The organism is Litchfieldia sinesaloumensis, from assembly GCF_900156865.1.
In the GTDB taxonomy this organism is placed as follows: domain Bacteria; phylum Bacillota; class Bacilli; order Bacillales; family Bacillaceae_L; genus Ferdinandcohnia; species Ferdinandcohnia sinesaloumensis.
This window is the reverse complement of record NZ_LT732529.1, coordinates 2763450-2776108: the sequence shown is the minus strand read 5'-3', so window position 1 is coordinate 2776108 and position 12659 is coordinate 2763450. Positions and strand designations below refer to the sequence as shown.

Annotated in this window: 9 protein-coding genes; all 9 read left to right on the top strand. The window is 36.2% G+C overall.

The window, feature by feature from the left end; all coding sequences use genetic code 11:
- Nucleotides 1-19 precede the first annotated feature (19 nt).
- The 9 genes from rhaM to CZ490_RS13655 all read left to right on the top strand — a co-directional run bounded on the left by rhaM (nt 20) and on the right by CZ490_RS13655 (nt 12621).
- On the top strand, nt 20-334 hold the full coding sequence (gene rhaM / locus CZ490_RS13695) for an L-rhamnose mutarotase (RefSeq protein WP_077621068.1): 315 nt from the start codon (nt 20-22) through the stop codon (nt 332-334).
- Nucleotides 335-741: 407 nt separating this feature from the next.
- Complete coding sequence (locus CZ490_RS13690; protein WP_077619409.1) at nt 742-2256, top strand: right-handed parallel beta-helix repeat-containing protein; 1515 nt, start codon at nt 742-744, stop codon at nt 2254-2256.
- A 304-nt stretch (nt 2257-2560) separates the two neighbouring features.
- A complete protein-coding gene (locus tag CZ490_RS13685; RefSeq protein ID WP_077619408.1) occupies nt 2561-3547 on the top strand; it encodes an ABC transporter permease in 987 nt (328 codons plus the stop codon).
- 25 nt (nt 3548-3572) lie between these two features.
- Nucleotides 3573-4466 carry a carbohydrate ABC transporter permease gene (locus tag CZ490_RS13680; RefSeq protein ID WP_407639811.1) on the top strand — a complete coding sequence of 298 codons (894 nt, stop codon included), beginning with the start codon at nt 3573-3575 and terminating at the stop codon, nt 4464-4466.
- Nucleotides 4467-4652: 186 nt separating this feature from the next.
- Complete coding sequence (locus tag CZ490_RS13675) at nt 4653-6995, top strand: AraC family transcriptional regulator (protein ID WP_077619406.1); 2343 nt, start codon at nt 4653-4655, stop codon at nt 6993-6995.
- Nucleotides 6996-7109: 114 nt separating this feature from the next.
- Nucleotides 7110-7805 (top strand): DUF1961 family protein, encoded by a 696-nt coding sequence (locus tag CZ490_RS13670; RefSeq protein ID WP_077619405.1) that lies wholly within the window; start codon nt 7110-7112, stop codon nt 7803-7805.
- A gap of 247 nt (nt 7806-8052) precedes the next feature.
- Nucleotides 8053-8826, top strand: a complete 774-nt coding sequence (locus tag CZ490_RS13665) for a sugar phosphate isomerase/epimerase family protein (protein ID WP_077619404.1) — start codon at nt 8053-8055, stop codon at nt 8824-8826.
- A complete protein-coding gene (locus CZ490_RS13660) occupies nt 8827-9990 on the top strand; it encodes a Gfo/Idh/MocA family protein (RefSeq protein ID WP_077619403.1) in 1164 nt (387 codons plus the stop codon).
- A gap of 27 nt (nt 9991-10017) precedes the next feature.
- Nucleotides 10018-12621 (top strand): exo-rhamnogalacturonan lyase family protein, encoded by a 2604-nt coding sequence (locus CZ490_RS13655; RefSeq protein ID WP_077619402.1) that lies wholly within the window; start codon nt 10018-10020, stop codon nt 12619-12621.
- The last annotated feature ends 38 nt before the right edge of the window (nt 12622-12659 follow it).

Below are 12659 nucleotides of genomic sequence, written 5' to 3'. Positions count from 1 at the left end.
TGAAAGGGGAAATGGGAAAATGATCCGAAAAGCTTCCGTTATGAAAGTATTTGAAGGGTATCATGATGAGTATAAAAAACGCCATGATGAACTCTGGCCAGAAATGGAGAAGGAATTAAAAAATCATGGGGCACATCATTATTCGATTTTTCTAGACGAGGAATCCAATACACTTTTTGCGTATGTTGAAATTGAGAGTGAAGAGATGTGGGATGCAATGTCTCAAACAGAGGTTTGTCAAAGATGGTGGGCATATATGAAGGATATTATGGAAACCAATCCTGACAACAGTCCCGTTTCAAAAGAATTAAAGCAAGTGTTTTATTTGGATTAATAAGTGGGATAGACGGACTTGGCTTGCCTTGACTTGGGGTAGCCAAGTTTTATTTTTTTGGACGCTCAGATAATTTTGAAGGAATTTCATGTAATCATTTATTATCTTACATGAGTTAGGGGTTTCTATAGGTATAGGAAAATAGTACTTCAAGAAGATGGGTCGAAACTCCTAATGGATTTCGGCCTGTTTTATTACACAATACTCTCAGATAATTTTGAAGGAAAATTGGATAACATCAGACAATGAATTTACAGAATGTTTGAACTAAAATAAAGAATATGTAACCGCATACAAACGTGTGGTGAATCTCATTGAAGGAGGTGCCAATGCTTTTGTCCGACGAAACAAAGTGCTTATGAAATAGGTGGTTTGAGGTAAAGCAAATAATGAGAGGAGAGTAATTTATGAAAAAGATAGGGAGTTTGATTTTTATTGGCTTTATGATGATTGCAATGTTCTTGCCAACTTCTATTTTTGCTGATGAAGTGAATGTTGAAGGAAGTCCTACAAGTTATTACATATCTCCAAATGGTAGTGATAACAATCCTGGAACTGAGAGTGAGCCTTTTAAAAGTTTAATGAAGGCGCAATCTGAAGCGACCTTTGGGGATACCGTCTATATTCGTGGCGGCATTTATAATGAGTATGAATTTGATAAAAATACCGATAATCCTCATGAATCTGTTTATCACTTTGTGCATGATATTAATAAGAGTGGGATTACCTATATGGCTTATCCAGGTGATGAAAGACCTGTATTTGATTTCAGTGATGTGCCAACTGATCAGCGTATAGCTGGGTTTTATATAGGAGAAGAAGTTACTGATGTCTCTTTTATTGGATTTGACGTGACTGGAATTAAAGTTGGTAGTCAAAAGCAAGCAGAGGCATTTAGGATTAACGGTCAAGCATACTTTGAAAATATGGCCGTATATAATAATGAAGCGAATGGATTCTACTTTACTGGTGGAAAGGCAACGGGCCTTGTATACAATTCCGATGCTTATGACAACATTGGACCAACTAATACATCAGCAGGTAATATAGACGGTTTTGGAGCGCATGCACTAGATGTGGCGTTTATTAACAACCGCGCATGGAATAACAGTGATGACGGATTTGACAGTATTAGTTCAACAGGGTCAGTGATTCATCATGGAAACTGGTCGTTCAACCATAATGGTAATCAGGATGGTAGAGGTGACAAGAATGGATTTAAGGTCGGTGGATATTCCTATCGAACAGAGGGATTACCAAATCCAATGCCTGTTCATTCAGTTACATTTAATTTAGCAGTTAATAACGGTGGTAATAATTTTTATGCCAATCATCAACCAGGAAAAGCAGCGGATTGGATTAATAACACGGCCTATAAGCCTGGCTACGGTGCTAACTTTAATATGTTAGAGCGTCTTAGTCCAACAAGCCCAGAAGACATTCCAGGCTACAGAGAAGTCTTACACAATAACATTGCTTATTTCGGACAATTAACATCAAACTATGATATTTCACCTGAAAATGAGACGAATAATTCCTGGACAATCGATGGTGGTTTAGAAGTTACAGCTGAAGATTTTGTAAGTCTAGATATGGAACAATTAAAAGCTCCTAGAAAACCTGACGGTACATTACCAGATGTAACTTTTATGGAAATAAAACCAACTAGTCCACTTTATAATTACAACCTAGGCTACCTTGCTCACAAAGACGAATCTGTACCCCTACAACGTTTAGTAACAGTATTCACTGACTATGGAAAGATTGATAATAAAGGGATTGCAAATAGTCTTCAACAACAATTAGAGAATCAGAACTACACTGCTTTTATTAATCATGTTGAGGCGCAATCAGGAAAGCATGTAGATAAGGAAGTTGCACGCGTTCTTGTACAAGAAGCAAAAGCATTGATATCCAAATAAGAATAATTATTGAGAGGAACACCCATATTCAAGTGTGGGTGTTTCTTGTTCTTAGAAATTCATTTCATTATTGGAAATATAATATAGATTTTAAGTGTTGGGAAAGTGATGGTTACGAGTAAAGAGGGATTACAAAATAGTGATAATCCAACAAAAAAGGATAAAAGCCTTGGTACGTCAATAAAGATTAAAGATTTATAGATTACAAAAAAATATAGTTGTTAGAAAAATGAAAACGGTTTACTTTTGGGTTAAGAACAATTCAATATATCAAAAACTTTTTATAAAAAGGAGGGAGAAGAAGATGGCAACTGTAAAAACGGAAGGCACGGAAGTAGAGTATAGCAATATTCCTTCGAAGAGTATAAAAGAAAATTTAAATCCAAAGATTTCTAGGTTTCGTCGTTTAAGAAGGGATAAATGGCTTTATTTCTTACTAATTCCAGGTGTTTTATACTTCCTTATTTTTAAATATGCACCTATGTGGGGTGTGGTTATTGCTTTCCAAGATTATTCTCCATTTAAGGGCGTATTAGGTAGTGAGTGGGTTGGAGTTGAACATTTTAAAAACTTTTTCCAAAATCCTGACTTTGGAAGATTACTGAGGAATACGTTTATTTTAGCGGTGTTAGATCTTGTCTTCTTTTTTCCAGCACCGATTATTTTGGCCTTGCTATTAAATGAATTAAGGGTTAGCTGGTATAAGAGAACTGTACAAACTTTTGTATATGTGCCTCATTTTATGTCTTGGGTTATTATTGCGAGTATCACATACATTTTCTTTACTACTAGTGGTGGTGTTGTTAACGATATTGTTTCAGCCATATATGGTAAAGAAATTAACTTCTTATCTTCTCCAGATTGGTTTCGTCCGTTAATTATGGGTCAAATCATTTGGAAGGAAACCGGATGGGGTACGATTATCTTTTTAGCTGCATTAGCTGCTGTCGATAAGGAACAATATGAAGCTGCAATTGTTGACGGTGCTGGACGTTTCAGGCGTGTATGGCATGTTACACTACCGGCGGTTAGAAGTACAATTGTAGTACTCCTTATTTTACGACTAGGGAACTTTTTAGACACAGGATTTCAGCAAATCTACTTAATGACTAACTCATTAAACCGTAGCGTTGCAGATGTGTTTGACACATACGTTTATTTTATAGGAATAACGCAAGGTGCATACAGCTATAGTACAGCAGTTGGATTATTTAAAGCTGTGGTTGGTATCATTCTTGTATTAGGTGCGAATAAGCTCGCTAAGAAAGTTGGTCAAGAAGGTATCTTTTAGTAATATGAAATTTTGAGGAGGTGTCATTATGTCATTATCAAAGATGCATAATACCCCAGCTGGGAGAGTCTTTGACGTTTTTAACTTCGTAATATTAGGAATAGCAGGTTTGTTGATGCTGTGCCCTCTTTTATACGTGATTGCAGGATCTTTTGCAACAGAGGCTGAATTGTCAAGAAGAAGTTTTTTTATTTTTCCTGAAACATTTTCACTCGAAGCTTATCGGTATATCTTTTCTACGAATACCTTTGTTAGAAGTATACTAGTTTCGGTCGGCACAACAGTAGTTGGGACAATTGTTTGCTTATTCTTTACACTCTCAATGGCATATCCATTGTCAAGAAAGAACTTAATGGGACGCAGTGTAATTATGAATCTTATTATTTTCTCCATGTTATTTAGTGGAGGAATGATTCCAACATACTTAGTGATTAAATCTCTTGGTTTATTAGATTCCTATTGGGCGCTAATCTTGCCAATCGCTATAAATCCATTTAACTTAATCATTATTAAAACATTTTTCCAAAACATCCCTTTTGAACTAGAAGAGGCAGCAAAAATGGATGGGTGTACTGAGTTCGGGATCTTTTGGAGAATAATGTTGCCGCTATCTAAGCCTGTTATTGCAACATTTGCCCTCTTCTATGCAGTGGCAATTTGGAATGACTTCTTTAGTGCATTATTATACTTAAATGATAGTGCTAAATGGCCAGTCCAGCTATTACTTCAACAAATTATCATGCTTTCCCAATCTGCTATTGGGGATCCTACTTCAATGGGTGGAGATTATGTTGAACCACCAGATCAATCATTAAAGTTGGCTGTTGTAGTTGTGGCAACTATACCAATACTAATTGTGTATCCTTTCCTTCAGAAACATTTTGCAAAAGGGATGCTATTAGGTTCAGTAAAAGGCTAATATTATCGTCTATTTAATAAAAAGGACAAGTTGCAGGGAAGACCATTGCAATTTGTCTTTTTTTTATTGCTGAATAGATAAAAAATTTTTAATATTAGTTATTAAAGCGCATTCAATTTTTCGATAATTTATGACATAATAAGTAATAATACAAAAGAGAGATTGCTAGAGTTGGGGGGATTTTATGTGAAAGAGAAAAAAATGGGTGCAAAACTCCTGCGATTTAACTGGAAAGGAACCTATCACCGTAATAGTTTTATTCTGATCTTATTTATTGCCAGTATCCCAGGATTAATAACAGGCTTAGGAATTTACTTGTTTGCGATAGGACAAGTAGAAGAACAACTAATGCAGCAGCATAATAGTCAAATCAATGAAAGAGCTCAAAATATTGATGAAGTTTTTAGTGATATTGAATACTCCACCTCTCGCTTGGCATTTGAATCCCGTTTTGGGGAATCATTGAAACAATTAGACTTTGTAAGACAGTTTAAAGAAACAAATGATATTTCAAAAACCCTTTTACTCCAACAAGGTAGTCATCCATTGATTAAGGAAGTTGAACTATATGTTAATTTAGAGAAGCCGATCGTAATAAATAGCGGTTATAATGTTTTAAGTAACGAAATAAACGAAGTCTATCTTGAGTTATTAGAAAATAATGAAAATATGAGTTGGGAAGTTTATCAAAACCCACAGGCTAACAGAAAAAGTGCTTCAACCCTAGCTTTTGTTCAAAATATCCCAGTAACAAGTAAAGATCCTTTTGGATATATAATTACAGAAATAAATAAGAATAAAGCAGTTGAGCTATTAAAAACGCTAACACCCTATGAAAAGGGTGCAACATTTATCCTAAATGAAAAGAATCAAATCTTACTTTCTTCTAACAGTACAAATGACCCTTCTATTATTGATGAGTTAAAAGAGGAAATTGTTAATCAAGACGAAAATAAAGGTACATTTCAATTTAAATATGATAATAAAATGTACTCAATTTCTTACGGTCATTTTAAGAGGATCGATTCTCAATGGACATATGTGTCTGCTGCACCAATTACATCTATTACAGCACCTTTAGTATTTACTTCAAGATTAATTCTTATCATAAGTGCATCCGCTTTAGTACTTGCTCTGATTATGTCTTGGTTTGCATCAAACAGAATTTATTCACCAATAAATGGTCTGCTTAAAAAATTATTAGGTGAAGAAGCCGAAGGAATAAAAAAATCTAAGAAACATGAATTTTTAGTGATTGAAGAACAATGGTCTAAATTAAATCAAAAAAGCAATATGCTTCGGGACCGTCTTTCTGAGCAGGTTGGTGAGATCAAACAAAGTTTTATCTTGCAATTAATTCAGGGTTACTTTTACGGATATCACGAGGATAATCTTAGGAAAAGAATGGAGAACTACGGATGGGAGGTTCAGAATCAATCATTTATTGCACTAGAAATCCAACTTACAGGTGTAAGGGAAGATTCAAATGATGGACTTTCCACAAATGATGAAAGTTTAGTCGCATTTGTAACGGCGAATATAATGGATGAAGTAGCACAAGAATTATTTGAACAATATAACTTGATAAAGGTTTCTGATCTATCAGTGGAGATGTTGATAATTTATCCGGAAAAATCATCAATCAAAGCGGATTTACGCCATTTTGCCAACGTAGTTACCGAAGCTGTAAATCAAATTCTTAAGATGCAGGTAACCATCACAATAAGTGATTCTACTGAAAAAATTAAAGAAATCCCTTATTTATTTGAAGAAGTTAGGAAAAGAAAAAGATTTAGGATGTTCGAAAATATAAATCAAATTATAGATTTACAAGAAGATAAAAAAATGGATGTACAAGCCTTTCAATACCCATTTACAAAAGAGAAAGAAATTATTCAAGCAATTAGAATGGGTCAAATTGATGAGGTTGAAGAACTTATCAGTCAATTCATTGAGGAATTAACAAAAAATGAAACAAATGAGATAAATATTAAGTATGGTGCCATTCAATTATATAGTAGTATTCAACACGAAATCTTACATTCCGGATTTCATCCTCATGATCTATTTAAAGAAAAGAATATGTATGAAGAACTCTCGAAAATTCCTGATAAAAATAGAATCATAAAATGGTTTATAGATGAGGTAGTTAGCCCATATATTAACCAGCTTGAAGGCAGGATGAATATCGAATTAAAACGTGTAATAGAAAAAGTAACTATGATCATTAATGAAAATTATATGTTTGATATTTCATTAGAGAGTTGTGCAGATGAAATAGGGACAAGCCCGTATTCTCTCAGTAAAAGTTTTAAACAAATAGTTGGAATTAATTTTATAGATTATTTAACAGAACTCAGAATGGAAAAGGCAAAAGAGATGCTTCAAAATTCGGATATGCAAATAAATCTTATTGCAGAAAAAGTTGGATACCGTCAAAGTTACTTTAATCGAATCTTCAAGAAACAAATTGGCGTAACGCCTAGTCAATACAGGAAACTTAATCAAGAAAAAAGTCAAATTGGCTAAAAAAGATGGTTTAACACCGTCTTTTTTTGTTGGCAAAAAAGTATGGTTGATGGAAAATGAATTATTTATTAGTTTTAATGTATTGATAGATTGTCTAGAAGGGGGGATAGAAAAGTGGAACATAAACAATTTGTACAAGGAGAATGCTTGTATCATAATTCCTTGTCAAAGGAACAGGATGTAGAGAATTGGAAGCTCGAAGGACAAGCGAAGATTAGCTTTGATGACGAGCGATTGACATTAGAAAATGAATTGGATCCGGAGACTCACGGTGATAATGCTCATTGGGTGTTTTGGTGTCCAAATGACTTTCCTGACAAAATCATGATTCAGTGGGATTTCTATCCCATACAAGAACCAGGACTTTGCATGATGTTCTTCGCAGCTAAAGGAATTAATGGAGAGGATTTGTTTAGTCCTAGCCTACCAAAAAGAACTGGCAAATATCCTGAATATCATTCTGGTTCAATAAATGCTTTACACCTGTCTTATTTTCGACATAAGTGGCCCGATGAACGTGCCTTTCGCACATGTAATTTAAGAAAAAGTCATGGTTTTCATCTTGTGGCTCAAGGGGCAGATCCACTTCCTCCTGTGGAGGACGCCCAATCACCTTATCATCTGAAACTTGTAAAATATGAAGGAATTGTTCAGTTCTCAATTAACGATTTAACAGTATTAGAATGGGAAGATGATGGTAAACAATTTGGTCCCATTCATGAATCGGGAAAAATAGGAATTAGACAAATGGCACCTATGAAAGCATCGTATTCAAACTTGGCCGTTTATGAGGCTAAATTAGAGAAGTGATTTTGACTAATCTCAAAACGTCAACCTTGAAATAATATTCACTTTTCATCGCTGTGAGGACGACCGTGAAAGACTCTCAGATAATTTTTAGAGAAAACTAGATAATTTGAGACAATGAATTATTAGAATATTTACTCTAAAATGAATGTAATTCAGAGAGGACTTTACAAATCAAGATGTTACCATTCTGGTAACTCGATGAGTAACACAAGGCCAGTCTGAATAATTGATGAAGGAAGTGATAGTAATGAATCATAAGTTTGCAGCCCAATTATATACGGTGCGTGAGGAGTTAAAGACGGGAATCCGACCAATATTTAAAACCCTGAAGGAAATGGGATGGGCCGGTGTACAAATATCCGCACTGCCAAAAGATTACGATAAAAACGAAGTAGCATTGGCATTGAAAGAAAATGATTTACAAGCAGCTGGTATGCATGTCTCTTTTGATCGTTTGAAAAATGATCTAGCAGGCGTGTTACAAGAAGTTGACCTCTATGGGACAAAGGACATTATCTTACCTTTCATTCAAAAGGATTCGCGAACTAGTGAGAGATATGTAGAAATTAAGAAGTTGTTAAATGATATCTCAAGTAATCATCCTGATTATCGGGTTTCCTATCATAATCATGATTTCGAATTTGATATCGAAATTGAAGGGCAAGATGGACTGCATTATTTACTTGATCCACATGATGGAAACCAGATTCTAGCTGAAATTGATGTGTACTGGATAAAAAAAGCAGGATTTGATCCATTAGAGTTTATTGGACCATATGCAAATCGGATGCCTATTATCCATTTAAAGGATATGACAAGTGATAGTAGTCAAACCTTTGCGGAAGTTGGAACAGGAGTAATTGACTTTGTTCCGATACTACAATGGGGAGAAGCTAATGGAATTGAATGGTATGCAGTTGAGCAGGACATATGTGAACGTCCACCACTGGAAAGCTTAGAGATTAGCTTAAAGAATTTACAAAAATTCGCGAAAGAAATTAGCAATCAGGAGGTGAGATAGATGTCCTTAATCAAGGTAGGGGTTATTGGTATTGGAAACATGGGAAGGTCACACGCAAGGCAATTAGCTGAGGGAAAAGTCCTTGGAGCGACCCTTTGGGCGGTTTGCGACTCTTTCCAAGAACAACTTGATTTGGTGAAAAACTATTCAAATAGTGATGTACAGACATTTCTGGATGAGGATGAATTTCTAGAAACCTCTGGTGTAGATGCTGTCCTTATTTCTACCCCACACTATGATCATCCTAAAATTGCAATGAAGGCTTTTGCGAAGGGGTTACATGTCCTGGTCGAAAAACCTGCAGGAGTCTTTACTAAAGATGTGGCTGAAATGAATCGAGTAGCTAAAGAAAGTGGTAACGTATTTAGCATTATGTATAACCAACGAACAAATCCGATTTATCAAAAATTAAGAGATTTGATTCAATCAGGAGAACTTGGCGAGATTAAACGAACGAATTGGATTATTACAGATTGGTACCGTTCTCAAAGTTATTATGATTCTAGTGAATGGAGAGCAACCTGGGAAGGAGAAGGCGGTGGTGTCTTATTAAATCAGGCTCCGCACCAGGTAGATTTGTGGCAGTGGACAACAGGCTTGATGCCAAAGAAGGTCCATGCTTTTTGCCATAATGGAAAGTATCATGATATCGAGGTTGAGGATGATCTTACCGCATATGTCGAATATGAAAATGGTGCAACTGGTGTATTCATAACGTCAACAGGAGAATCGCCAGGCACTAATCGTTTCGAGATAGTGGGTGATCGCGGAAAGATGGTTGTGGAAAATCACAAACTTACATTTTATCGCTTAACACAATCAGAACGTGAATTTAATGCGACTTATCAAGGAGGCTTTGGTCAACCTGAATGCTGGCCAATCGAGATTCCAATTAAGGGTGTACGAACAGATCATGTAGGGATCATGCAAAATTGGATTGATGCGATTACGAAAGGTACCCCTTTACTGGCACCAGGAGAAGATGGAATTAAAGGCTTAGAAATATCAAACGCAATCTATCTATCTGCTTGGTTAAATGAACCAGTTACATTACCACTTGATGCAGACTTATATTATGAGAAATTACAAGAAAAAATAAATCAATCTACTTATAAGAAATCGAACATATCAAATAAGACTTTGGATGTGTCTGGTACTCATTAATGGCTGGACAGGAAAGGATGTGATTATTTGAAATTAAATTGGCTAGGTAAAAGTCCAACACGTAATTCTGGGGTTTCATGGGGGGTTCCTTGGAAAAAGGGGACCCTAAATCGGGAAGATAACCTTAAACTTTTGAGTGAAGACGGAACTCAGACAGCTCTTCAGAGTTGGCCGATGGCATACTGGCCCGATGGAAGTGTGAAATGGACGGGACATAGTGCTGTTTTTCAACCAAATGAAAGTTCTTATGAGCTCAAAATAGGTGAAAATCCTAGTACAGAGGTTCCATTGCAAGTCATTGAAACAGGTAATCAGATTAAGATTGATACAGGTGATTTGCAATGTATCATCAACAAACAAGGAACAAGTGTAATTGAGGAAATTGTAAGCGGTTCATTTGTAAGAGGAACCGATGGAAAATTAATCTCAATCCAAGAGGTACGAGATGAAACCTCTGGAATTAAGACAATCAAAGAAATCCCATTTGTTAGCAAGATAAAACGGGCTGTAGTTGAACAAAATGGCCCGATAAAAAGTGTTATTAAAATAGATGGTGAGCACGAGACAACACAGGGTAACAATAAACGAACATGGCTGCCTTTCGAGCTACGAATCTATTTTTATGCCGGTTCTTCATCTATTAAATTTGTCCATACATTTTTCTTTGATGGGGATCCACAAGTTGATTATATTAAAGGACTGGGAATCGAATTATCGACTCCTTTAGTAGGTGAAGCTTGGAATCGTCATGTTCGATTTACAGGTGATAATGGAATCTTCTCGGAGCCTGCTCAGTTATTACTAACAAGAAGACATCGAAATGCGAATGGACTTTATCAAAAACAAATAGATGGAGAAATCGTCGACTTGTCTGCTGATGAACTTGAAAATTTGCGTGACCACGTTCAGCAAAATGCCATTTGGAATGATTTTAAGCTAACACAGGATTCTGCTGATCACTACCGGATTACAAAACGTACAAAAAATGGAACTTCATGGGTTGAATCAGCCCATGGAAATAGAGCTATGGGATTGGTTTATACTGGAAGTAAAAATGGTGGTATTGCTGTTGGTGTTAAAAACTTTTGGCAAAAGCACCCTTCAACCTTAGAAGTTTCTGGATTAAATGGATCACGATCAAAAGTAAAGGCATGGTTTTGGTCACCGGATTCAGATGCGATGGATTTTAGACATTATGACGATGAAACACATGTAGTCAGTGCTTATGAAGGTTTTGATGAAATGCGAGCAACGCCACAAGGAATAGCAAATACTAGTGAACTATTTTTACAATGTTTTAATCAAATCCCTTCGCATCTTGAGTTAACTGAACTAGCTGAAGAGTGGCAATCATCGATGCTGTTAGTCTGTGAACCATCTTATTATTACGAGACAAAGGCTCTAGGAATTTGGAGTTTACCAGATACACAGCATCCTTTAAAAGCAAGAATTGAGGAACAACTTGATAAAGCGATTGATTTTTATAAAAAAGAGATTGAACAACGTAGGTGGTATGGATTCTGGAATTACGGTGATGTGATGCATACGTATGATTCCGTCCGCCATCAATGGAGATATGATGTCGGTGGATTTGCTTGGCAAAATACAGAGCTAGTACCAAATATTTGGCTTTGGTATGCTTTCCTTCGATCAGGTCGTGAAGATATCTTTAAGATGGCTGAGGCTATGACACGCCATACAAGTGAAGTAGATGTATACCACTTTGGTGAATATGCTGGTCTTGGCTCAAGACATAATGTCGTGCATTGGGGTTGTGGCTGTAAGGAAGCAAGAATAAGTATGGCAGGTCTTCACAAATATTATTATTTCCTTACCACTGATGAACGTACAAGGGACTTATTAACTGAGGTAAGAGATGCTGATTTTGCAACCCTGAATCTAGATCCAATGAGAGAATTCTATCCTGATGACGAATACCCGACACATGTTCGTGTTGGTCCAGATTGGGCAGCTTTTGTCTCAAACTGGCTATCAGAATGGGAGAGAACAGAAAATACTATTTATCGGGATAAGATACTAAAAGGGATAGAAACATTCAAAAAACTACCACTACGATTGTTATCTGGTCCAACCTTTGGATACAACCCTACCACCAATGAACTATTACACATGGGAGACGGGGTTGCGGGAGGCTATCATATGGTCATTGCTTTTGGTGGTCCTCAAGCATGGATGGAACTTACCCAGTTGCTAGATGACGAAGAATGGGAAGACATGCTCGCCGACTTTGGTGAATTCTTTATGCTTAGCCCAGAGGAAAAGCAAACAAGAAGTAACGGAGTTCTGCATGATCGAATGTTTAATAATAAAATGTTATCCGCAGGAATGGTAGCCTATGCTGCTGCTAAGAAAAAGGATCCTTCAATTGCGGAAAAAGCATGGAGGCTGTTATTAGATAAAGAGAATGAGGCAAATCATCAGATGACGCTTCCAATTGAAGAGAAAGAAGTACAATCATGGAGGAATTTGGTAGAGGTTTCCGATATTACAACGAATACAACCTCACAATGGTCTTTAAACTCTATCATTGCTCTCGAGTTAATTGGAGATTATTTATCGGAAGACTATTTTAGAATGAAGGACAATCAGGAGAATCTTCAAGTCAAATAAAATAGGCTTTACCATTATAAACAAGGGAACACCCCTTC

What these genes read in the sequence shown, in the direction of transcription:
- rhaM (WP_077621068.1), top strand. Translation starts at nt 20, where the DNA reads ATGATCCGAAAAGCTTCCGTTATGAAAGTATTTGAAGGGTATCATGAT.
- CZ490_RS13690 (WP_077619409.1), top strand. Translation starts at nt 742, where the DNA reads ATGAAAAAGATAGGGAGTTTGATTTTTATTGGCTTTATGATGATTGCA.
- CZ490_RS13685 (WP_077619408.1), top strand. Translation starts at nt 2,561, where the DNA reads ATGGCAACTGTAAAAACGGAAGGCACGGAAGTAGAGTATAGCAATATT.
- CZ490_RS13665 (WP_077619404.1), top strand. Translation starts at nt 8,053, where the DNA reads ATGAATCATAAGTTTGCAGCCCAATTATATACGGTGCGTGAGGAGTTA.
- CZ490_RS13660 (WP_077619403.1), top strand. Translation starts at nt 8,827, where the DNA reads ATGTCCTTAATCAAGGTAGGGGTTATTGGTATTGGAAACATGGGAAGG.